The sequence below is a fragment of the Persicimonas caeni genome (assembly GCF_006517175.1).
Lineage (GTDB): Bacteria > Myxococcota_A > Bradymonadia > Bradymonadales > Bradymonadaceae > Persicimonas > Persicimonas caeni.
Window position 1 is genome coordinate 747,194 of sequence record NZ_CP041186.1, and the last position, 24,372, is coordinate 771,565.

14 protein-coding genes are annotated in these 24,372 nt (G+C 64.4%); 11 read left to right on the forward strand and 3 right to left on the reverse strand.

Features of this window, described 5'->3' with window-relative positions; all coding sequences use genetic code 11:
- Positions 1–12 precede the first annotated feature (12 nt).
- The 7 genes from FIV42_RS02820 to FIV42_RS02850 all read left to right on the forward strand — a co-directional run bounded on the left by FIV42_RS02820 (position 13) and on the right by FIV42_RS02850 (position 10,675).
- Positions 13–1,311 carry a CDP-alcohol phosphatidyltransferase family protein gene (locus FIV42_RS02820; protein WP_141196205.1) on the forward strand — a complete coding sequence of 433 codons (1,299 nt, stop codon included), beginning with the start codon at positions 13–15 and terminating at the stop codon, positions 1,309–1,311.
- Positions 1,312–1,459: 148 nt separating this feature from the next.
- A complete protein-coding gene (locus tag FIV42_RS02825) occupies positions 1,460–2,227 on the forward strand; it encodes a hypothetical protein (protein WP_141196206.1) in 768 nt (255 codons plus the stop codon).
- Between the two features lie 173 nt (positions 2,228–2,400).
- Complete coding sequence (locus FIV42_RS02830; RefSeq protein WP_168210347.1) at positions 2,401–2,754, forward strand: hypothetical protein; 354 nt, start codon at positions 2,401–2,403, stop codon at positions 2,752–2,754.
- Positions 2,755–4,049: 1,295 nt separating this feature from the next.
- Complete coding sequence (locus FIV42_RS02835; RefSeq protein ID WP_141196208.1) at positions 4,050–4,940, forward strand: transporter; 891 nt, start codon at positions 4,050–4,052, stop codon at positions 4,938–4,940.
- Positions 4,941–4,949: 9 nt separating this feature from the next.
- The gene (locus FIV42_RS02840; protein WP_141196209.1) at positions 4,950–6,122 is read left to right on the forward strand and encodes a molybdopterin-dependent oxidoreductase; all 1,173 of its coding nucleotides are present in this window, start codon (positions 4,950–4,952) and stop codon (positions 6,120–6,122) included.
- 65 nt (positions 6,123–6,187) lie between these two features.
- Positions 6,188–9,814, forward strand: a complete 3,627-nt coding sequence (locus FIV42_RS31365; RefSeq protein WP_141196210.1) for an amidohydrolase family protein — start codon at positions 6,188–6,190, stop codon at positions 9,812–9,814.
- A gap of 297 nt (positions 9,815–10,111) precedes the next feature.
- Entirely contained in the window at positions 10,112–10,675 is a 564-nt protein-coding gene (locus FIV42_RS02850; RefSeq protein ID WP_141196211.1) for a hypothetical protein, read from the forward strand.
- Here FIV42_RS02850 and FIV42_RS02855 read toward each other — a convergent pair.
- A complete protein-coding gene (locus FIV42_RS02855; RefSeq protein WP_141196212.1) occupies positions 10,663–13,521 on the reverse strand; it encodes a glycoside hydrolase family 78 protein in 2,859 nt (952 codons plus the stop codon). The two genes, FIV42_RS02850 and FIV42_RS02855, sit on opposite strands and share 13 nt — an antisense overlap.
- Before the next feature lie 120 nt (positions 13,522–13,641).
- Here FIV42_RS02855 and FIV42_RS02860 point away from each other — a divergent pair, with 120 nt between their 5' ends.
- A complete protein-coding gene (locus FIV42_RS02860; RefSeq protein ID WP_141196213.1) occupies positions 13,642–14,511 on the forward strand; it encodes an ATP-binding protein in 870 nt (289 codons plus the stop codon).
- An 89-nt stretch (positions 14,512–14,600) separates the two neighbouring features.
- Here FIV42_RS02860 and mnmG read toward each other — a convergent pair whose 3' ends face one another.
- Together mnmG and FIV42_RS02870 are read right to left on the reverse strand one after the other, a co-directional pair.
- Positions 14,601–16,499 carry a tRNA uridine-5-carboxymethylaminomethyl(34) synthesis enzyme MnmG gene (mnmG, locus tag FIV42_RS02865; protein ID WP_141196214.1) on the reverse strand — a complete coding sequence of 633 codons (1,899 nt, stop codon included), beginning with the start codon at positions 16,497–16,499 and terminating at the stop codon, positions 14,601–14,603.
- Between the two features lie 278 nt (positions 16,500–16,777).
- Positions 16,778–18,760 (reverse strand): lamin tail domain-containing protein, encoded by a 1,983-nt coding sequence (locus tag FIV42_RS02870; RefSeq protein WP_141196215.1) that lies wholly within the window; start codon positions 18,758–18,760, stop codon positions 16,778–16,780.
- A gap of 132 nt (positions 18,761–18,892) precedes the next feature.
- Here FIV42_RS02870 and FIV42_RS02875 point away from each other — a divergent pair, with 132 nt between their 5' ends.
- From FIV42_RS02875 to FIV42_RS02885, 3 genes are all read left to right on the forward strand, one after another.
- On the forward strand, positions 18,893–20,947 hold the full coding sequence (locus tag FIV42_RS02875; RefSeq protein ID WP_141196216.1) for an ATP-dependent helicase: 2,055 nt from the start codon (positions 18,893–18,895) through the stop codon (positions 20,945–20,947).
- Between the two features lie 139 nt (positions 20,948–21,086).
- On the forward strand, positions 21,087–21,851 hold the full coding sequence (locus tag FIV42_RS02880) for a DUF4159 domain-containing protein (RefSeq protein ID WP_168211043.1): 765 nt from the start codon (positions 21,087–21,089) through the stop codon (positions 21,849–21,851).
- A gap of 3 nt (positions 21,852–21,854) precedes the next feature.
- Positions 21,855–24,194, forward strand: a complete 2,340-nt coding sequence (locus FIV42_RS02885; RefSeq protein ID WP_141196218.1) for a glutamine amidotransferase — start codon at positions 21,855–21,857, stop codon at positions 24,192–24,194.
- Positions 24,195–24,372: the final 178 nt, after the last annotated feature.

The window sequence follows — 24,372 nt, forward strand, 5'->3', positions numbered from 1 at the left end:
ATAACACGCGCCATGAACTGGATCGGACTCATCGACACAACGCGACACACCCGCCAGGCGCCCCCCGGGCGCGTCGTGGCGGGTTTGTCTCTTCTCGAGCGCGCCGTGCGGCTGTGCGCGGTCAAAGACTGCTCGCACGCCGTCATCGCCACCACCGCCGAGTTCGCCGAGGAGGTCGAGGCGATCGCCGCCGACATCGACTTCGGCATCGAGCTTCTGGTCCGCCCGGTCGACGACGACGCGCCCACGGCGGTCATCGCCCAGACCGCCGACACCATCGCGCCCTTCCTCGACACGGTCGACGGGGTGATGTTCGTGCGCTCCTCGACGGTCTACGACCGCGGGCTCGTCCACGCGTTCGACGGCGATGAAATCCCCGAAGGCATCGCCGTCGCCAGCACCGAGCTCGACGAGCTCGCCGACCTGCTCGAGACCCGCGCCGATGTGTGGCCCGAGATCGCCGAGTACTGCGCCGGGCACACCCACCGAGACATCGCCGAGCTCGCCGCGGTCGCCGACAGCACCACGACCGACACCGACAAATGGCAGGTGCGCGTCGAAGACGCCCAGAGCGCCGACGGCGCCGCGCTTCGGCTGTGGAGCGGGTGCAGAAAGGACGTCGACGGGATCGTGTCGCGCCACCTGAACCGCTACATCAGCCTGAGCATCAGCCGCGCGATCGCGGCCACGGGCATCAAGCCCAACCACATCTCCATCGTCACCTTCAGCCTGGGCGCGCTCGCGGCCATCTTCGCGGGCATCGGCGGCTACTGGTGGTTCGTGCTCGCCGGGATCACCTACCAGATCAACTCGGTGGTCGACGGCGTCGACGGCGAGCTTGCGCGGGTCAAATACGAGTTCAGCCTGCTCGGCGAGTGGCTCGACACGCTGAGCGACGACAACAAAGACGTGCTGTTCTATGCGGGCTTGGCCATCGGCGCCTGGCGCACCTGGGACTTCCCCATCGACGGCTTCGACGCGACGACCTGGCTGTGGCTGGGCGGCATCGCCGTGGCCGGCAAGCTCGTGTCGATGGTCGCCTACTACACCTGGCTCATCGCCAACAAACGCGGCGACCTGCTCGCCTTCGAGTGGAGCTTCGAGGACGACGACCAACGAGAGGCGTCGGCCCTCTCCTCGGCGCTGGCCAACCTCAAATACCTGACCAAGAACGACTTCATCGTCTTCTTCGCGATGGTCCTGAGCTTTCTGGGCGTCCTGCCCTACTTCCTCTTCATCGTCGCCCCCGGCCAATTCTTCATCGCCGCCAGCGTCACCCTCCAACGCCTGCAGCGCCGCCGCGCCGGCTGAGCCTGCGCGCGCGTGTTGACACCGCGCGCGCCCATGGGGCAATCTCCTACGTACCTGTTTCACAATCTGTCGTTGGGGGGCCAGCCACCGCCGGCCCGTGATCCCAATCGAGCACGAACTTTCCATTCGAGCACGTAAGGAGACACGTATGACGATCGGTAAACGAGACGCACGATTTTCGAAAGAATCCAAGGCCGCTTGCACCAACGCCCGCGGCGTCACCCTCGACGGCGGCGCGGATGTGGTGCGCAACACCGTCCTCGCCTATGTCGAGCCCATCTTCGCCGAATTCGATTCGGCCATCAGTGCCGAAGACCGCGCCGAGACCAAGCTGAACGCCTCCGTCGTCAAGATGGAGCAGGTTGAAGCCGAGGCCGGCCGTTCGTTCGCCGCGATGCACTCGGGATTGCAGACCGGGGTCGCTTTCGCCCACGCCGCCCCAGACCGCACGGATGTCGACGTCGACAACCTCGAAAACTACCTGGACGCCATGTCGCCCAGCGATTTTCGCCGGCTCAGCCGCGCCGAGACCTTGGTCCAATTCGAGCGCACCCACGGCTATCTGGGCGACTTCCTGCCCACCGAGCTCGAGTCGCGCATCAAACCACTGGCCGACGACACCCTCGCCAAACTCAAGGCCATGGCCGACGAGCAGGAGCAGTCGAACGCCGAATGGCTCCAGGAGCAGGCCGATTTGGAGACGGCGCGCAACAAGGCGAAGGAGGCCTACGTCACATTGCGCGACGGCATGGCAACTGCCCTGCGCATGGTGGGCATGCACGAGCGCCTGAACCAAATCGTCAAGCCGCTCCATCGCGCACTCTATGCGACGAGCGGTTCCGACGAGCCGAGCGAACCGGCGGAGCCGGCCGAGCCTGTCGCGCCGAGCGATCCTGTGCCGGTCCCCAACGAGTAACCCCCTCCTTGCCTCGGGGCAGCCCCGCCCCGAGGCATCCACAACCTTCACCCGGCTCTCGCGCCCCCCTTGCAAAAGCTGCATCGACATCGCCCCGCCCTCGCAACCCTCCTGCGAAATGTGCAGCCTCCCTAAAGCTCCCTCGCCGCGCCCTCACAATTCTCGCGACGGCATTGCCCCTTCCGATCACCCCGCCTGCGAACTCTGCATCGACGTTGCTCTTCTCGATCATCCAGCCTGCGAACACTACATCGGGGTTGCACTTCTCGATCATCCAGCCTGCGAACACTGCATCGACGTTGCACTTCTCGATCATCCCACCTGCGAACTCTGCATCGGCGTTGCTCCTCTCGATCATCCCACCTGCGAACTCTGCATCGGCGTTGCTCTTTCCGATCGCCTTGGCGTCGAACTCTGCAAGGGCGTCGTTCTTCTCGATCCCCCCGGCGTCGAAGTCTGCAAAGGCGTTGATCTTCTCGATCCCCCCGGCGTCGAAGTCTGCAAAGGCGTTGATCTTCTCGATCTGACCTGCTCCAAACCTTGCAAGAGAGTCGCCCCATCCGATCGAGCCGCATCCGACTTCTGCGGCAGCGTTGCCTCGAAAGACCCCGGCGGGTTCACGAGGCCGTCGCACAAGGTCGCCGTCGTTTGGAGGCAGCGCTTCCAGCGCTGGTTGCAGGAGCGTGCGGCCTTACTCCCAGGGCAAGATGCCCTGCCTCCAAAGGCTTTTGCGACAGCCTCTTCACCCCGCCGGTGAATCAGCCTGTCCAGCTACCCAGGCGACCAAACGCCCCAAGACCCCGGCGGGTTCACCCCGCCGGTGAATCAGCCTGTCCAGCTACCCAGGCGACCAAACGCCCCAAGACCCCGGCGGGTTCACCCCGCCGGTGAATCAGCCTGTCCAGCTACCCAGGCGACCAAACGCCCCAAGACCCCGGCGGGTTCACCCCGCCGGTGAATCAGCCTGCGCAGCTAATGCGAGGCGGCCAACCTCCCACAAGAGCCACGACTCACGACCCACGGCCCACGACTCGAGACCGGCGCGCAGCGCCCCCACGACGACATAGTGATGCGTCTGCCGACAAAATTCGCCGGCATGGGTGCTGCGGATTGGCTTGTGATTGTGATCGGTTAACGGGCTAGGCCCGCCCCGTTTTGAAGCCACCTCGGATGGGTCATACGCTGGGCGCATGCCCACCCCGACGCCACGACCTACTAGCTACGACGACGCCGCTGTGGCACTCCTCATGGCACAGGTCCATCTTCACGCCACATCTGAACTTCGACGCAGCAACAAACCCGCACCGGGCAAATCCGACCGTTTCGCCACAAGGACGAAACTGCCGGCTCGGCCTCCGCCGAGCGCGTCGAAGAAGTACCGTCCAACTTCTCCTCGAAGATACGCTCGCTACGAAAGCTCTGTTTTGCGGATCGGGAAACCGTTCCGCCACAGTCCGAGCCCACCGGCTCAGCCACCCGGGGAGTGAGCCAAAACCAACTCCGACCCACCCGCCCGTTTCAAATTTGTGGGGAAATTCGTGCGCACGATACTTCCACCCCTCATTACGGTTTTCGGCAAAAAGCAAAAATTGTTGCGTCTTTTTTGCAGATCATGCCCTGAGAGGGCGTACGGGGCGAATTTTTCTAATCGCGCTGATGTGGTGGCGGGGAAAGTCAGCCTTGCAGCGATTCGCGATCAAGCCCGCTACACATCCCCAGAACCGCCCTGTCACACACAATTTTCTCAAGATCTACATGACGCGCCCTCGCGTTTTCTATACGGTGTGGGCGTTGTAGTTGTTTGACGTCGATTCTATCGCGCATGCCCTCAAAACACCGACAATTCGCCGCGCCCCTGGCCGCCGCCGTGGCGTTCTTGGGGCTCTGTTGGGCCACGCCGGCCTTCGCCGGGGCCTGGGCGCAAGAGGATCGCGGGCTCTACGTGCAGCTGTCGGTCGCCGGCGAGGTGGCCGGCGAGCAGTACAAGGAGACCGGCGAGACCTTCCAGCTTTTGAGCGAAGACGACGAGGGCGACTTTCGGTCGCTCGGCTCGTTTTTGTACGCCGAGTTCGGCGTGCTCCCTTCTTTGACGATGGTCGCGGCGACCGCCTACCGCCACGTGGAGCTCGACAGCGTCCAGGTGCGCAGCACGGCGCGCGGCTTTGGCGATTTCCAGCTCGGCGCGCGCTACCAGTTCCTCGACGAACCGCTGGTGATGTCGGCCTACGTGGGCGCGAAATCCCCCACCGGCTACACGCCCGACCCGCCCGAGCTTCGCAGCGCGACGCTGGGCAACGGCGTGCAGGAGTACGAGGGGCGGCTGCTCGTGGGCAAGAGCTTTTATCCCGCGCCCGTCTACGTGTCCGGCGAGGTCGGGTTTCGGCTGCGCGGGGCGCGGCCGACGGCCAACGGGGACCGCCTCGATTATCCGCCCGAGATCCCTTACTTCCTCGAGATTGGCTACGGTCCCACCGATTGGATCTGGCTGCGCGGGGTGGTCGACGGGGTGTGGGGCACCGGGGACCCGGTGGCCATCGAGGGCGTCTCGCTGACGCCGCTGACCCAGCGCTACACCAAGGTCGGCCCGAGCGTCATCTTTAGCTTCCTCGACAACTATCAGCTCCAGCTCAATTACACGTATACGGTGCTCGGAGTGAACGCCCTGAAGAGTCAGCAGGTGAGCCTCGGGTTCGCCGTCGACACCACGCTGTAGGCAGTGACCATGACCACGCGACGTGACTTCCTCAAAAAACTCGGCTCCGGCGCGGTGGCGCTGGTGGGCGTGCAGTTTTTGTCGGGTTGCGAGGAGTTGGTCTTCGAGTCGAAGGTCGCCGGGGCGCCGCTGTCGTTTATGACCCCGGCCGAAGACGGGTCGTGGTACTGGCAAAGCGGCAACGGCATCGCCAAGGACGACGCGCCCGACATCGCCCCCGAGGACTGGACGCTGAAAATCCGCAACAACGGAAACCGCGTCGGCGGCGTCAGCTTCGCCGACCTGCAGGCCCTGGCCGACAACGGCGAGTCGCTGTCGTATTGGAAGACGATGCGTTGCGTGTACGGGGCGTATGTGGGCCCGGCGGCGACGACCTTCGTGGCCAACGGCATCTTCACGGGCATCCCGCTGCACCGCGTGCTCGAAGAGGCGGGCGTCGACCCCGACGCCAACGCCAAGCTTCGCGTCTTCGGGGCCGATGGGTTTTCGAGCAATATCCCCATCGGACGCGCCTTCGACGCGGGCCCCTCTCCGCTCGCGCCGCTGCTCGCCTACGAGCTCAACGGCGAGCCCATCTCGCGGCTTCGCGGCGGGCCGGTGCGCCTGGTGATTCCGGAGACCTGGGGCTACAAGAACGTCAAATGGCTCGACGCGCTCGAGGCGACCCCCTCGGACGCCATCTTCGGCACCTACGAGACCGAGCGATTCAACCCGCAGACCAACCCTTCGGTGAGCGCCGAGACCCAGCGGCGCATCGACGACCCCGGCCAGATTTCGCTGGCGAGCGTGGTCTCCGACCCCAACGCGGTGTCGGCGACCCTGAAGGGCCCCGACGTAACCATCGCCGGGGCGAGCTTTGCGGGCGGCCAGAAGATCGTCGACGTGCAGGTCGCGCTCGACGACGGGCCGTTTGAATCGGCCCAGCTAAAAGGCTACGAAGAGATGCTCGACGCGCTCAGCCCGGCGCAGCGCGAGCTGGCCGCCGAGTGCGCCCAGCAGAGTGAGGACTGGCCCTTTGTGGGCGTCTGGAGAACCTGGACCAAGACCTTCTCGGGGCTGGCCCCGGGAGATTATATCGTGACCATTCGCGCACGCGACGACGCGGGACAGGCGCAGTCTGGCGACACAAGCCAGCCGCTGGTCATCGCCCCCGAAGTGCGCGTGCCTTTTCGTGTTACCTGAAGCAATCGCATGACCTGAAGCAAACGAGTTCCTAGAACACTGTGTTGTCATACAACGGACTAGCAATGAAGCCTGGACTAAGAAGATTACCGGCCCTCCTTGTGGCCCTGCTGCTCATCGGCGCAGGCTGCTCGGATGACCCTGCAAATAATAACAACGGCGACATGGACGCCGGCGACGTGCTCGTCGACGGCGACGACATGGACGCCGGTGACGGCGGCCACGACGGCGGCGATGCCGACCCGGACGCGGACAGCGACGGGGGCACGCAGACCGACAACCTGGTCGTGTGTGAGAACACGCTCGACGCCCCGCCCGCCGACGCAGCCTGCGGTACCACCAGCGGCACGAACAGCTTCGTGATGCTCCAGGGCGAGGTGCTCGCCGGCGACACGATCTACGAGAACGGCCAGGTCCTCATCGACCGCAGCTCGGGCAACGCCACCATCGCGTGTGTGGGTTGCGACTGCGGCGACGAGCCCGACGCGGCCGACGCCACGGTGGTGTCGTGTCCGTCGAGCGTCATCTCCCCGGGCCTCATCAACGCCCACGAGCACCTGGGCTGGGGCGCCGGCGAGCCCAAGCCGCACGGCGACGAGCGCTACGACCACCGCCACGACTGGCGCGAAGGGCTTCGCGGCCACGACGAAATCCGCAGCGGCGGCAGCGACTACAGCGACCAGGCAGTCCTGTTCGGCGAGCTTCGCCACCTGATGGGCGGCGCGACGAGCATCGCCGGCTCGGGCGGCGCGGACGGCTTCTTGCGCAACATGGACCGCAACAGCGAAGGGCTGAACACCAGCGTCGACTACGAGACCTTCCCGCTGGGCGACACCAGCGGCACGCTCATCGCCGAGGGCTGCGGCTACCGCGACATCCCCGGCGACTCGGTGCTGGCCAACGGCATCTACCTGCCGCATATCTCCGAGGGCATCGATGACGAGGCCCAGAACGAGTACACCTGCCTGTCGGCGACGACCGGCGGGGGCAACGACGTGGTCGAGGACAACACCTCGGTCATCCACGGCATCGGCCTGACCGCCGCGGATATCGCCGACTTCGGCGCCAGCGGAGCCGAGCTCGTCTGGTCGGCGCGCACCAACATCGACCTGTACGGCAACACCGCCGACGTGGTCACCTACGACAAGTACGGCGTGACGATCGCGCTGGGCACCGACTGGGTGCTGAGTGGCTCGATGAACATGCTGCGCGAGCTGGCCTGCGTCGATTACCTGAACCAGAACCACTACAACAGCTACTTCACCGACAAGCACCTGTGGCAGATGGCCACCGCCAACGGCGCCCAGGCGCTGGGTGTGGGCGACCAGGTCGGCACCCTCGCCGAGGGCTACGTGGCTGACATCGCCATCTTCGACGCCTCCGATCGCTCGGCCTACCGGGCGGTGCTCGGCGCCGGCGTCCAGGACGTCCAGCTCGTGATGCGTGGCGGCGACGCCATCGTCGGCCAGCCCAACCTCATCCAGGCGCTCGTGGACAGCGCGAATATCGGCGACTGCGAGTCGGTCGACGTGTGCGGCGACGACCGGCTGGTGTGCGCCCAGAACGACACCGGCTACAGCTGGTCGGACATCCTCGGCGCGGGCTCGAGCTACGACGCGTTTTACTGCGACGCACCGCCCAGCGAGCCGTCGTGTGTGCCGATGCGCCCCGACGAGTACACGGGCATGAGCTCGGCCACCGACCAGGACGGCGACGGCGTCGACGACAGCGAGGATAGCTGCCCGACGATCTTCAACCCCAAGCGCCCCCTCGACGGCGACACTCAAGCCGACTTCGACGGCGACGGCATCGGCGATGCCTGCGACACCTGCCCGCTCAACGAAGGCGAGACCTGCGACCCGTTCGACCCGAACGACCGCGACGCTGACGGCACGCCCAACGACACCGACAACTGCCCCGCGGTCGCCAACCCCGACCAGGCCGACAGTGACTCGGACGATATCGGCGACGCATGCGACGCGTGCCCCGACTTCGCCAACGCCGGCGGCACGGGCTGCCCGGCGACCATCTACGACATCTGGGACGGCACGGTCGAGCAAGGCGCGAAGGTGCTCATCCAGGACGCCATCGTCACCGCAGCCGGCGACAGCGGCGTGTTCATTCAGTACACCTCCGACGCGGCCGACTTCGACGGCGTCCCCTACAGCGGCGTCTACATTTACATGCCCGACTACTCGCCGATGCCCGCGCGCGGCGACCGCGTCGACGTGTCGGCGACCGTCTCCGAGTTCGGCAGTGAGCCGCAGCTCTCCGACCCCGACATGATCACGGTCAACTCCAGCGGCAACACGCTGCCCGCCCCGGTGGTCCTCGACGCAGCCAGCGTCGCCACCGGCGGAGCCAACGCTGATCACGTCGGCGTGCTCATCCGCGTCGAGAACCTGACGGTGGCCTCCGCGCCGAACCAGTACGGCGAGTTCGAGGTCGACGGCGGCCTGTTGGTCGACGACCTGTTCTACGAGATCACCCCCGCCCCGGCGGCCGGCGACACCTTCAACGCGCTCGTGGGCGTGTTGAACAGGGGCTTCGGCAACACCAAGCTGACCCCGCGTGACGAGAACGACGTCATCATGGGCCCGCCGACCATCGAGGACTTCGGTCCGGCGCAGGCCTACCTTGAAGCAGGCACCACCGACGTGCCGGCGCCCGGCCTGACGGTGACGCTCAACCGCGCTCCGGCGCAGACGACGACGGTCGACCTGACCTACTCCGACTCGACCATCATCGACGGACCGGCCACGGTGGACGTGCCCGCCAACCAAGACAGCGTCCAGGTCAGCCTCTACGCACTGGGCGCGGCCGGAAGCTCGGCCGACGTGACCGCCACCCTCACCGGCACCTCGATGACGGCGACCGTCACCATCTACGACGACGCCAGCGTGCGCGAGGTCGTCGACCTAACCCCGGCCAACCAGACGCTGCAGCTCGACGCCACCGGCACGGCGACCGTCGTGCTCAACCTGCCGGCTCCGACCGGCGGCCAGGTGGTCGACATCTCGACGGTGGGTGAAATCTCGGCGCCGAACACGGTGACCGTGCCCGCCGGACAGATGAGCGCCGACTTCACCGTGACCGCCGCGTCGGTCGCCGGTACGGGCATCCTCACCGCCCAGATCGGAAACTCGGCCGCCACGGCCAACGTCGACGTGACCGCCGGCCCGAGCACCCCGTGCCTCATCATCGGCGAGTACGTCGAGGGCGGCAGCTTCAACAAGGGCATCGAGCTGTTCAACTGCGGCACGACCGACCTTGAGTTGTCCGACTTCGGCGTCTGTCAGGCCAACGGAAGCGGCAGCGAGTGCGACTCCGAGCTGATCCTGCCGAGCCAGTCGCTCGGAGCAGGCGCGGTCTACACGCTGTGCCACCCGAGCGCGTCGTTCTCGTGCGACAACTCCACCGGCATCATCAACCACAACGGCAACGACCGCTACGTCATCTACCAGGACGACGACGGCTCGGGCGCCTTCGAGCCGGCCAACGACACGGTCACCGACGCCTTCGGCGAGACGGCCGTCGACCCGGGCGAGGCGTGGAAGGACAAGACCTACCGCCGCTGTGACTTCACCCCGTACTACGGCCAGACGACGTTCGACGTGCTCGACTACTACACCGAGCACGCCAAGGACGACGTGAGCCACTTCGGCACGGAGCCGACGGCGGGCTGTCCGTAAAGCCAATTCGGAGCGAGGGCATCTTGCCCTCGTCGGCACGAGATGCACTCCCTCCGATAGAACATCAGCCGGCAAGTCCGGTTGCCACGTGGTCTCCACACACTGGCAACCGGACTTGCCGGCTGACTCTTTTCTTGCCCACCACTTGCCTCGCCAGACCCGCCTTCCCCCGTCATCCCGCGCACTTAGCCACCTCCAGCCCAACGACACCTTTGTTGGCATGATTCTCGCTTGTGTATGTGCACCTCGCACGACATCGCACATATACAAGCGTTCGAATTACGCTGGAGATACAAAATGAAATTTCTGAAAACCGTCATTATCGCCCTCGCCCTGGTCTTCGGCGCCGCGAGCACCGCCACGGCCGAGTACCTCCCCAACGCCAAGAGCCAAGCCGAGCAGGTCGACAGCCTCGACCTGATGGTCAAGTACCTGGGCGAAGAGTCTTATATCCCGAGCCGCCTCGAGCTGCGCCAGATCTCGCCGGACCCGGTCGCCGACCTCGTCGAGATCGCCTCCGGGCGCTACAAGACGCAGCTTCGCAACCGCGCCGTGCAGTCCCTGGCGCTGTACCGCAGCGACGAGCGCGCCGTGCAGACGGTCGAGGCGATGCTCGAGAAGTTCAAGCCGGGCGACGCCCTGCTGCCCGGCGTCATCGTGGCCTACGCGCAGATGACCGGCGAAGAAGGTGTCGAAAAGATCGAGAAGTTCGCCGACCACAAGCGTCAGGACGTGCGCATGGCGACGGTCGTCGCGCTGGGTCGCTTCGGCGGCATGAGCGGCTATGAGTTGCTCGGTCAGCTCGCGGAGACCGAAGAGCATCCGGTGATCAAGCAGCGCATCGAGAATTATGTGCGGTAGAGGCTGGGGTTTGGGGGTTTAGGAGTTTGGGGGTTTAGGGATTTGGGGGTTCGATGGCACGCTAAGTCATAAGTGCCAGAAGAGAGTTTGATGCGAGCCGGTCCGTCTTGGGCCGGCTCGTTGTTTATGGTGACCTTTCCGCGGAACGCTTCGGGAATGACGAGGGTCGCTTCGGCGGTGGGCGGGATTTCGACGGTCAGTCGCAGCACATCGCCGTCCACCGTCCAGCTCGACGCGATACGACCACGCACTGAATCGTACGACGCCTCGGCGTGGGTGAGGCCTTCGCATGGCTTGGGGGCGAGGGTGAACCGACGGAAGCCGGGGGCGCGCCAGTCGGGCTGGATGCCGGCGACCCATCCGTACAGCCAAGCGCCGACGGCGCCGGGGGCGAAGTGATTGAAGGAGAGCATGCGCTCGGAGCGAAACGAGCCGTCGGGCTGGATATTGTCCCAGTGCTCCCAGATGGTGGTGGCGCCGTGTGAGACTTGCAGAAGCCATTGGTGGTCGGGGTTGAGCAGCAGCCGATAGGCGTGCTCGGAGTTGCCGTGCGCGCTGAGCACGTCGCACAGGTGCGGCGTCCCCAAGAAGCCGGTGCGCACCTCGTAGTCGGAGGCCTCGACGAGTTCGGCGAGTGTTGCTGCCGCGGCGTCGCGCTCCTCGTCGGGGAGGAGCTCGAAGGCGAGCGCGAGCACGTAGGTGGTCTGTCGGTGGGGCGTGAGCCGTCCGTTTCCCTCGTAGAAGAAGTAGCAGAACGCCTCGGCCGCGCGCCGGTGGTGCTCCCGGTACTCGGCGGCCTCCTCGGTGCGGCCGAGCGCCTCGGCCATACGCGACAAGAGCAGCGCGCTGTAGGCCAGGTAGGCGGTCGGGATATACCGGCGCGATCGCAGAATCGAGCCGTTCATGCCGTCACCCGGGGCGAGCCAGTCGCCGAAGCCGAATTGGTCGCTGGTGAAGTAGCGAAGGTGGCGCCACGTCTCCTTTCGGTGCGCGCGATCCAAGAACCAGATAATGTCGGTGGGCCGGCCAGTCCTGGAGAGGCGCAACTCGAACAGCGCGCGCATGCTGTCGAACGACTCCTCGAGGATGCGCGTATCGCCGTAGAACTGGTACAGCGTCCAGGGGACGACGATCGCAGCCTCGCCCCACCCTACCGATCCGTTCAAATGAAAGAGCGCGAAGTACTCGTCGAACAGACCTTTCTCGTCGCCCGGGCGGCGGTCGAGGGCGTTGCGTACCACGCGGCGTAGCATGTCGCGGCGGTCGGCGAACGCGTCGGGGACGACCATCGGTACGAGACCGTCGGCGTGCTGATCGACGCGCAGATCACGCAGCCAACGCGTCAGGAAGGCCGACACGTCCATATTGAAGCAGGCCGTGGGGGCAAAGACCTGGATATCCCCCGTCCAGCCCATGCGCTCGTCGCGTTGCGGGCAGTCGGTGGGCACGTCGAGGAAGTTGTCGCGCTGGGACCAGACGATGTTGTCGAAGAGCTGATTGACCCGCTCGTCGGAGCACCGAAAATGACCGGTAAACTCGAGGTCGGAGTGGACGACGATACCGGTCAGGTGGCCGAGTGAGGGAGGCTCGACGAGCCCCTCGACTTTGACGTAGCGAAACCCGTGGAAGGTGAAGTGAGGCTCGAACTCCTCGACGTCTCCCGTCCCGGCCAACACGAAGGTATCGGTGGCCTCGGCGGTGCGAAGGTTGCGGTTGTAGAAGTTGCCGTCGGGGTCGAGCACCTCGCCGAATTGGAGCTTCACCGCGGTGCCTGCAGGCCCCTTCGCCCGAAGACGGGCCCACCCGACCATATTCTGCCCAAAGTCGAAGACGGTCTCGCCGGCCGGTGTGTGCAAGATCTCGACCGGCTCGAGTTCCTCAATCGCCCGGACCGGCGCGCTGCGGGGCGCGGTGAGCACCGTCGGATCGATAGAGCCGGTGCGGACCTCTTGCCAATCGCGGTCATCGAAGCCGGCACAGTCCCAGCCAACCTGCCGGGCGCGGGCGTCGTAATGTTCGCCGTCGAAGATATCGCTCGCGCGGATCGCGCCGGTCGACCAGCGCCACTGTCGATCCGTGGCGATCGTCTCGGTACGGCCGTCGTCGTAGGTGACCTCGAGCTGGGCCAGAAGCCCGAGTCGGTCGCCGTAGACGTGGCGCGCGTTGATGTAGGAGATGGAGCCCCGGTACCAGCCATCGCCCAGGATCGCTCCGAGGACGTTGTCGCCCTTCTGGAGGAGGTCGGTGACGTCGTAGCACTGGTACTGCAGGCAGTCGTCGTAGGAGGTCCAGCCTGGTGTGAAGAGCTCGTCGCCTACACGGTTTCCGTTGAGCCGGGCCTCGTAGAGTCCGTGAGCTGTGACGTAGAGGCGAGCACGGCGGACATCGCCGGTCAGAACGAAGGACCTGCGCAGCATGGGCGCCTCGGCTCGCTGCTCGGGAGAGACGTCTCGGTCGGGCTCGATGAGCGAGGCCGTCCACTCCTCCGGGTGGAGCAGCCCCATCTCGAACCAAGCAGGCGCAGCCCGCTCGCTGGCCTGGCCGTTCTGGTCCCACACGCGCACGGACCAGTGGTAGCGCCGGCGCGACTGCAAACGTGGTCCTGCGTAGGTGGCCTCGATTTCGTCGAGCGACTCGACACGCCCCGAGTCCCACAGGACGTCGCCCCCGTCGAGGTCGGCGGCGCGGTGAGCGACTCGAACTTGGTAGGCGCTCCCATGGACGCCCTGCCCCGTCGACTGCAACTGCCAGCGCAAGCGCGGGCGAGCGACATCCAGCCCCAGAGGATTTTCGAGGTGCTCACAGCGAAGGTGGGTCACATGAACTGGCGGGGTGTGCTCGGGCATGACTCCTCCAAAGTTACGATTCCCGCGAGGTCAAACACCACACCGCTGATTGCCATCGTTCACAGGCATTGCTAACCTCCACAGGCGAACTCCCTTGCCTTTTGAAGTTGTGCCTCGACGATGACTGCGCCTACCTCTTTGGACCAATACAACCAGCCCTGTGAGCAGTGCCACGAGAAGCGCTACATCATTACGCGCCGTGGTGATCGCGCGGTCGCCAAGACCTGTGAAGCGTGCTTCGACACCTGTCCGGCGTGCGACGACGAAGAGTTCATGCACGTGACCGACGAGCGCGGCTACAGCTACGTGAAGCGCTGCGCGCTGTGCGGCACGCTGAACAAACGCATCGAGGCGTTCAACGAGGCGCGCATCCCGGCGCGCTACTACCACCTGACGGCGGCGATCGAGCACTTCAAGACCAACGGTTCAGACGGCAAGCCTATCGGCAACCTGCAGCAGGTCAAGCTGCGCCTGCACCGCTGGGTCACCGGCTTCAGTCCGGGCGAGAAGGGATTTTTGCTCTACGGCGCGGTGGGGACGGGAAAGACGCACCTGCTGGCGGCGATCGTGCGTCACCTGACGCTCGAGAAGGGGATCGCGAGCCGGTTCATCGAGTTCACCCACCTGTTGAGTGAAATCCGCGAGCAGTTCGACCAGGGCCGCGGCGAAGCCGACATCCTCGGGCCGCTGTCGGAGGTGCCCGTGCTGGCCATCGACGAGCTCGGCAAGGGCCGCAACAACGCCTGGCAGCTGTCGATCATCGACGAGATCATCTCCAAACGCTACAACCGCGAGCTGACTACGCTGTTCACGACCAACTACCCGGTCGACGAAAACGCCACTGGCAAGCTCGACCCCAACTCCGACGACTTCCGCAAGCTGGCCACCCAGGAGACGCTGCGCGAGCGCATCGGCGAGCGTATCTTCAGCCGGTTGTATGAGATGTCGACGTTTATCGAGCTGGACGCGCCGGACTACCGCAAACGCTAACAGCGGGGATTCACCACGGGGAACACAGGGGGCACGGAGAGAGGCCAAAAGATGCCTTTCCCCGTGTCACCGTGCTCACCGTGGTGAAACTATGCTGTTTTCTTGAGGTGGATCAGGATGGCCGAGATGGCCGCCGGGGTGATGCCCTGCACGCGGGAGGCCTGCGCGACGGTGGTCGGGCGGACCTTGCTGAGCTTCTCGACGACCTCATTCGACAGGCTGTGGATGTCGCTGTACTCGAGCTCGCGCGGGATCTTGGCCTCTTCCATCTCGCGGCGCTTGTCGACCTGCTTGAGTTGGCGGTCGATGTAGCCTTGGTATTGGACCTGGATCTCGATCGCCTCGATGACTTCATCGCTCAGGGCGTCGAGGTCGAGCCCCGGCGCGAAGCGCGCGGCGACGGGCTTCAGATCTTCCATCGAGTTGTCGGGGCGCTTGAGCAGGTCTTCGAGGGTGACGCCGTTGCTGGCGGTGCCCACGCCCTGCTCTTTCAAGTAGGCGTCGTTTTCGGCCGAGCCGCCGATCATGGTGTCGGCCAGGGCCTTGCGGGTCTCCTCGATGGTCTGCTTTTTGTGCTGGAACTTCGCCCAGTGCTCGTCGCCGAGCAGACCGAATTGGCGGGCGTACTTCGACAGGCGCCAGTCGGCGTTGTCTTCGCGAAGCAGCAGGCGGTACTCGGCGCGGCTGGTGAACATGCGGTACGGCTCGTCGACACCTTTGGTGACGAGGTCGTCGACCAGCACGCCGATATAGCCTTCGTCGCGGCCCAGGATGAACGGCTCCTCGCCGCGGATATGCAGCGCGGCGTTGATGCCGGCCATCAGGCCCTGGGCGGCGGCTTCTTCGTAGCCGGAGGTGCCGTTGATCTGGCCGGCCAGGTAGAGCCCGCGCACGCCGCGAAGCTCCAGGGTCGGGTCGAGCTGGATCGGGTTGACGCAGTCGTACTCGACCGCGTAGCCCGGCCGCATGATCTCGGCGTTCTCCAAGCCCGGGATGGTCTTCAGAATCTTCATCTGAACGTCGAGCGGCAGGCTCGTCGAGATGCCGTTGGGGTAGATCTCGACGGTGTCGAGCCCCTGCGGCTCCAAGAAGATCTGGTGCTGCTCTTTGTCGGCAAAGCGCACCACCTTGTCCTCGATGCTCGGGCAGTAGCGCGCGCCGATGCCCTCGATCTGGCCGGTGAACATCGGCGAGCGATCGGTGTTCTCGAGGATGACCTTGTGGGTCTCTGGGTTGGTGTAGGTGATGTAGCAGGAGACCTGCTCGAGCATCTCGGGCTCGTGGTAGAACGAGAAGCGCCTGGGCGGCGTGTCGCCGGGCTGCTCTTCGAGTCCTTCCCAGTCGATGGTGCGCGCGTCGAGGCGCGGCGTGGTGCCGGTCTTGAGGCGGCCCATCTCCAGGTTCATCTTCGAGAGCGTCTCGGCGAGGCCATAGCTCGCCTCGTCGCCGGCGCGGCCGGCCTCGAAGTTGTCCATGCCCACGTGGCACAGCCCGCGCAGGAAGGTGCCGGTGGTCATGACCACAGCACTGCACTCGTAGAAGACGTTCAGGTGCGAGATCACCCCTTTGACGCGAAGCTCTCCGCCCTCCTCGACGATCTTCATGTCCTCGACACGACCCATCTTGATGTCGAGGTTGGGCGTGTTCATCAACTCTTCCTGCATCGCCTTGCGATACATACGCATATCGCACTGCGCGCGGCTCGAGCGCACCGCCGGGCCCTTGGAGGTATTGAGCCGCTTGTACTGAATGGCAGCGGCATCGGCGACCTTACCCATCACGCCGCCAAGCGCGTCGACCTCTTTGGCCAGGTGACCTTTGGCGACGCCGCCGATGGCCGGGTTGCAGCTCATGTGGCCGATGGTGTCGATGTTCATCGTCAGAAGCAGCGTCTGCAGGCCCATGCGGGCCATGGAGCTAGCAGCTTCGGAGCCGGCGTGGCCGCCGCCGATGACGATCGCGTCGTATTTTTTGGGATGGGTAAGCATGGGTCGTTTCTCAATCCGGTTAAACGCAGAATCCGGTCAAAATGCAGGAATGCCTCGATCTGCAACGACCGAGGCATTCCGAACCTTCCACGAGGGCAAGATGCCCCCGCACCGATTACGAGGGCAAGATGCCCCCGCACCGATTACGAGGGCAAGATGCCCCCGCACCGATAACGAGGGCAAGATGCCCCCACGAGGGCAAGATGCCCCCGCACCGATTACGAGGGCAAGATGCCCCCGCACCGATTACGAGGGCAAGATGCCCTCACGTCGAAGCCTCACTGAATCGGGGCACAGCTCACGTTGGCCACGCCGGGGCTACCAAAGTCGCCCGAAGTATATGCCGAGTCGGCCGACGTCGCGTCGCAGAAATTCGCGTCGGAGTCGTTGCTCTGGGCCACGTTTGTAGCACCACCGGTGTAGGCGTCAATGCTCAGCTGCTGCGAGGCGCCCGCGGTCGGCTCACCGTAATAAGCCTCGTCGATGACGGTGCCGTCTTGCAGCTCGAGGCTGATGACGAGCCCGGCGCTTCCCGGGCTGTTCTTGAGCGGGCTGTCGTCGAGCAAGTAGGCGTTCTGGATGCCGCCGTTCAGCGAGCTGTCGGTGTCCGCAGCGAAGACCACGTAGCCGTTGGCCGGGATGGTGGCCGTCGGGTTCTCGACGACGAAGCTGTCCTGGCTGTTGCCCGTCTCGTTGTCTTTGATCACGAGGGTGAACAGCGTCAGCTCCTGGTCGGTGGTGTTGTAGAGCTCGAGATACTCGCCGTCCGAGTCGCTGATGGCGCTCGGGTTGCCCATGAACTCGGTGAAGATGATGTCGCCGGGGCTCGGCAGCGTGCCAGTGACCGCTTCACAGACGCCGGTCAGGCAGTACTCGGCGTCCGTGCAGTCGACTTCTTGAGGCATGAAGTCGCAGTACGGGTTATTGAAGCGCGAGACCTGGCAATCGGCGGTGTCGAGCGTGTACTGGACGGCGTTGCCGTCGGCGTTGCAGAAGTCGTCGGGCTTCTGGCAGGTCACGTCGGCGCAGGCGTCGGCCGCGCACGGCGGGTTGGCGGCTCCGGGGGTGCCGAATTCGCCGTCGTCGCCGTAGGTCGAGTCGAGTTCGGGGCACCAGTCGGCGAAGTCGTCATTGTCGGTGGCGTTCGGGTCGAGCTTTCTCGACTTGCCGTCGAGCGTGGTGCCCGCCTCCCAGAAGACGCGGTCGACGATCGCGCCGTTGGAGTCGAGCAACTCGATGTAGTCGGAGTTGTTGTTCAGCGTGATGCCTGCGTAGACGTAATCCGGGGTCACGGTGCCGTCGTCGGCCGGGTCCGCGCTGCTGGCGAAAACGAGGCGTGCGTCGGCGGCGAACGCCGGCGCCGAGGTCAGCGCGTGCTCTTCGACAGTGCCCGTGGACGTGCCGCTTCGGATGGTCCAACCGCTCAGGTCGATGGCCGAGCCGCTGTCGTTGACGACTTCGAACCACTCGTCCCCGCTCTCGTAGCTGCCCGCGGCGTTCGCCATGATCTCGACGATCATCGCGCCACCCGTCTCGGTGACCGTGTCGGTGCAGGTGCCGGTGCTCTCGTCGCAGGTGCCGCCGACGTAGTCACAGTTGTTGTAGGTGATGTCGTACGAGCAAGTCGCGCTGCCGTCTTCCTCGTTGCAGGTGCCGGTGTCGGCGTAGACGATGCCGGTGTTGCCGTCACACTCGGGCGCCGGGGGCGTATCGCACGCTTCGGCGTCGCACGGGCCGGTCAAGCAGGCGCCGTCCTGGCAGCCGTGCACGCACTGCTGGGCGGGCGAGACGCGGTCGTAGGAGCACTCGCCGGCGCCGCAGGTGCCGGTGGCCTCGTACTCGACGAGCTCACCGTTGCCCGAGCACTGGGCCGCGGGCGGCTCGTCGCAGGTGACGTTCTCACACGGGTCGGGGTTGCAGGCGCCGTCGGTGCAGCCTGCTTCGCAGGTCTCGGTGTTGACCTCGGGGTATGTGCAGGTCTGGGCGTCGTCGCCGTCGCACACGCCGCCGTAGGTGACCAAGTCGTCGCCATTGCACTGGGGCTCGGGGATGTCGGTGCAGTCGCTGTCGGCCGAGCACGCCTCGTCGCTGACCACCACGCAGTTGCCGTCCGATCCGCAGATCTCGTCATCGGCGCAGTCGGAGTTGACCACGCAGGAGTCATCTTTGCCGGTGGAGGGGTCGTCCGCGGAGCATGCCGAAAGCCCGAGCGCGAAGACGCTCGCGGCGATTAAGAGAAGACTACGTGTACTGCACTTCATCACCTTTCTCCTACAAATAGAGAGTCATTGGCCAATACGGCTTCAATCCCGCGGCCAAACAATTTAAGGTTTGCCAAGACATTGGCAGTCATACTGAAATGCCCGGTCGATCTCAACTGGATATATAGACTTATGATGAACCTGAACCTCGGCATGCTCAACCCGCAGCAGCGGGAGGCGACCACCCATATCGACGGCCCGCTGCTGATTCTGGCCGGCGCAGGTAGTGGCAAGACGCGCGTGATCACCACGCGCATCGCCTACCTGATCACCCGGGGCATCGAGCCCAAGTCGATCTTGGCGGTGAGCTTCACCAACAAGGCGGCCACCGAGATGCAGGAGCGCGTCGCCCAACTGACGGGCGACAAGCTCGCCCAGCAGACGTACCTGTCGACCTTCCACAGCCTCGGCGCCGATATTTTGCGCCAGGATATCGACGCGTTGGGCTTCAAGAAGCCGTTTACGATCCTCGACCAGGGCGACCAGCAATCGGTGATCAAAGACGCGTTCAAGGAACTCAAGCTCGACCCGAAGGTCGTCGACCCGCGCCGGATCCTGAGCCTGATCAGCAAGGCAAAGATGGGCTTTTGCGAGCCCAAGGAGCTCCCCGAGCTCAAGCACGACCCGCTGATGCCCTACGCCCAGAAGATCTACGGGTTCTATACCGGCGCCCTCAAAGGGTTGAACGCCGTCGACTTCGACGACCTGATCTGCTTGCCGGTCGTCCTCTTCAAGGAGCACGAAAAGGTACGCCAGAAATACGCGCGCCGCTTCCAGTACGTCATGGTCGACGAGTACCAGGACACCAACATGACCCAGCTGCTCTTCTTGCGCGAGCTGGTCAAAGACCACATGAACCTGTGCGTGGTGGGTGACGACGACCAGAGCATCTATGGCTTCCGAGGCGCGGTCGCCGAGAATATCCTGGAGTTCGAGAAGCAATTCGAAGGGGTCAAGGTCGTCAAGCTCGAGCAGAACTATCGCTCGACGAACAATATTTTGCGCGCGGCCAACGAGGTCATCGCGAACAATTCGGTGCGCAAGGAGAAGGCGCTGTGGAGCTCGAAGGGCGACGGCACGAAGCTGCGCTATGTCGAGTGTGAGGACGAGCGTGAGGAGGCCGAGTTCGTCGCCGCCGAGATCGAGCGCTACAAGCTCAAATACGACCTGCGCTACCGCGACTGCGCGATTCTGTACCGCGTCAACCCGCAGAGCCGGCTCTTCGAAGAGGCGCTTCGCACCTACCGCATCCCGTACACGGTGGTCGGCTCGACCGAATTCTTCGACCGAAAAGAGGTCAAAGACTTCGTCGCCTACCTGAAGGCGTGCGTGAACCACAACGACGAGGTGAGCATCCGCCGAGTCGTCAACGTGCCGCCGCGCGGCATTGGCCCAACCCTGCTCGAGCGCATCAGCGACTTCGCCCACGAAGAAGACATCAGCTTCCACCTGGCCCTGTGCAAGATCGCCGACGATCCGTCGCACGTGCACGGCATCGGATATGCGGTCTCGGAGAACATCGCCGATTTCATCGACATCCTCGACACGTTCAACGAGAAGTTCGAAGAGGCCGAGGACGACCCATCGATTCGCATGGCCGAGATCAGCCGCGAGGTCCTGAAGCGCACCAACCTCATCGACCACATCCGAAGCGTCGAGAAGAACCCCAAGATCGCCCGCCGGCGCATCGACAACGTCGACGAGATCTTGTCGTCGCTCTCCCAGTACCAAGACGCCGGAGGCGACTCGCTCAAGAGCTACCTCACCCGCATCACCCTCGACCGCAGCGACCCTGGCGAGGACGAAGCCGAAAAAGAGGGCGTGCGCATGATGACGCTGCACTCGTCAAAGGGTCTCGAGTTCCCGGTTTGCTTTTTGGTGGGCATGGAGGAGGGTTACCTGCCCCACGGCCGCAGCCTCGACGACCGTCAGGGCTTGGCCGAGGAGCGCCGGCTCTGCTACGTCGGCATCACCCGCGCCAAGGAGCACCTGACGCTCACGTCGGCGGCCATGCGCAAGCGATACGGCCAAGAGGAAGACCGCGAGCCGAGTCGTTTCTTGGAGGAAATCCCCGAGGAGACCATCGAGTGGCAGCGCGCCGAGTCGTCGGTGAGCCTGGCCGAGAAGCGTGAGGAGCAGAACCAGAAGTATCTGTCGGCGCTGAAGTCGGCGATCTTCGACGACTAGTGTCGCCGTTCGCGAGAGCAGTGATGCGCTCGCACCGAACTGCTCTCGGCCACAAACCACAAACTCCTTGGAATGCTGCACCATCGAGTCCATGTTGAAGGTGTTGACTTGTCCGGTCTTGCCTTTACAACACGGCATCATGAACAGACGTGACTTCTTAAAAGCGGCGGCCCTCGCCGGGCTCGGGGCTCTTGTCCCCGGGCGCGCTTTCGCGATGGGCGAGGACGCCCACTTTACGATCGCCAAGCTGCAATACGCCGAGAGCGGGTGGGACCCGCGGCCGTCGGCGCTTCGTCGGCTTCTGTTGGAGGTCGAGAAGCGTACGAGCATCAAGGTCGATACCGACGTTCCGGCGGTAAATGGTCTGTCGGCGGATATGTTCGAGCATCCGTTCCTGGCGCTGGCGGGCGACTCGAAGTTCGACCCGCTGCCCGACAAGATGGTCACGAACCTTCGCACCTACATGAAATCGGGCGGCTTTCTGATGGTCGACTCGGCCGAGGGCGTGCCCGACGGGCCGTTCATGAAGTCGGTCGAGCGTGAACTCGGACGTATCCTGCCCGACAAGAAGCTCGCGCCCATTCCTAAAGACCATGTCCTCTACAAGTCGTTCTACCTGATCGACCAGCCTCTGGGCCGGGTCAAGGTCGCCTCGCGCATGCGGGCGATCTTCGATGAGGACCGCCTGTTGGCGGTGGTGTGTCCCAACGACCTGATGGGGGCGTGGGCGCGCGACAACTTCGGCAACTGGCGCTACTCGGTCAGCCCGGGCGGTGAGCAGCAGCGTGAGATGGCCTTCCGGTTGGGCATCAACTTCGTGATGTACGCGCTTTGCATCAACTACAAGGCCGACCAGGTGCACGTGCCGTTCATCCTCAAGCGTCGCCAGTGGAAGGTGGACTGACCCATGTTCGATTTCGGGGATTATAACGCAGGGGATCTGCTCTGGCTGGGCGATTGGAGCCCGACCTGGGTGGCGATCTTGGCGATCTTGGGCGTCGTGGTCATCGGCATCAGCGCCTACGACCTCAGAAACCTCGCCGCCCACCGGCGTTGGACGCTGGTGGGGCTGCGCGGCATCGTCTACGCCGTGGCGGTCATGCTCCTGTTGGAGCCGGCGATCGACCTCAAGCATATCTCGAAGGTCAAAAACGACGTCGCCGTGCTCGTCGACACGAGCCGTTCGATGGGGCTGAAGGCCGGCGAAGATGCCGACGAGACGCGTTTCGACCGCGCGAGTGCGGCACTCGACGAGATGAAGCCGCTCTTCGAGCGCACCAAAGAGGACCACAACTTCCACTTCTACGCGTTCGGTGATGACGTCCGTCCCTCGTCTCGAAACGCGCTCGCCGGCGCCAGGCCCAACGAGGATGCCTCGGATCTGACTGGCGCCATCGAAAAGATGCGCGAAGAACTCGACGTCGAGAACTTGGGCGGCGTGGTCGTCGTCTCCGATGGCATCGACACCGGCGCCATCGGCCGGCGCATCAAGCGCGGCGAGGATGTCGACGAGGCGACGCTCGACCTGCTCGAGGAGCTCGACAGCCCAGTCAACACGCTCGCCGCCGCCTCTGAAGAGGGGCTGCGCGACGTGGCCGTGGCCCGCGTGCTCCACGACGACTTTGCCTTTGTGCACAACAAAGTCAGCATCGACGTCGATCTGCAGGTGGTGGGCATGGAGGCGACGACGTTTCCGGTCCAGCTGCGCCGCGAGGGCGAGCTTTTGCAGACCCGCCAGGTGAGCATCACGCCGGACAAGACCGACTACAAAGTTTCGTTCGAGCTGGTGCCCGAGCGCATCGGCAAAGAGATCTACACCGTCTCGGTGCCCGAATTCTCGGGCGAAGTGCTCACCGAGAACAATATCAGCCACTTCCTGCTCAACGTGATTCGCGACAAGATTCGCGTGTTGCAGGTCGTCGGCCGACCGAGTTGGGACGAGCGATTCTTGCGTCGCCACCTCAAGAAGAACCCGAATTACGACCTGATCAGCTTCTTTATCTTGCGCACCGACCAAAACGTGCAGTTGGTGCCCAACGACGAGCTGAGCCTGATCCCCTTCCCCACCCGGGAACTGTTCGAAGAGGAGCTGGGAAGCTTCGACCTGGTCATCTTCCAGAACTTCAACTTCGGGCCCTACAACATGCGCCACTACCTGTCGCGCATCGCAGGGTTCGTCAAAGATGGCGGCGGCTTTATCATGACCGGCGGCGAACTCAGCTTCGCCAGCGGCGGCTACGCCCGCACGCCTATCGAAGATATCTTGCCCGTCTACCTGCCGCCGGTGGGCCAGTCCGACAGTGTCATCGATCTGGAGCATTTCCGCCCGAACCTGACCAAGGCGGGCCTGCACCACCCGATCACCCAACTCGCCTTCGATCCGCAGTCGAACGTCAAAATCTGGAGCGAGCTTCCCAAAATGCGCGGCACCAACATCGTCACCGGCGCCAAGCCGGACGCTACGGTGCTGGCGACCCATCCGAACCTGACCTTCAACGGCAAACCGATGCCCGTGGTGGCGGTCTCGGAGAAGGGTGACGGGCGGGTGATGTCGCTGACCTCCGACTCGACCTGGCGCTGGGCGTTCGAGAACGTCGGCAGCGGCGGCACCAACCGCGAGTATCAGGTCTTTTGGAACAGCGCGATTCGCTGGCTCATCAAAGACCCCGAGCTCAAGCTCATCGACGTCGAGGTTCCCGAAGATGTCCACGCTCCGGGTGAGCCGCTGGACGTGACGGTGCGTATCTCCAACCCGGACTATACCCCGGCCAAGAACACCAAAGGGGTGCTCAAGGTGCTGCGGCGCCCGCTCTCCGAGCCTCGCGCCGAAGAGCTTCCGGCCCAAGAGCTTGTCGAGACGATCGAGTTCCATACCGACCACAGCGGCGAGGCCGCCGTGTCGGTTCCGGTCTCCCAGACCGGCGTCTACGAGCTTGTCGCCCAGGCCTCGACGAAAGCCGGCGAGCTGAACGACCGCGACATCTTTTTGTCGGTGCCGGACGTCAATGAGTTTCGCCAAATCATCCCCCGCGACAAGTTGCTCGCCTCGTTGGCCGAAGCCTCCGGCGGCCACCACGCGGTCCTGCCCGACTTCGAAGCCTCCTCGCTTCGCTTCGAGCCCCCCAGTTATGTGAAGGTCAATCGGCGAAAAGTCATTCAGCTGTGGGACAGCTTTGTGCTCTTTTTCGTCATTCTGGGACTTCTGGGAACCGAGTGGACGCTCAGGCGCCACTGGGGCCGGATGTAAACGCGTGCGGCGATTTTCGCTGCGAAAGTTGAGACAATTGATTCTCTGCGATACATTGGGCACAGCAAATTTGCCCTGTTCAACGCGTCTGATCGGCAGAGACTGAGCGGTGCCCTCTAAGGCACCCGCCGGTGGTAGTTCCACCGTCAGAGGCAGTGAACCCAGTGCTCGAGTAGTC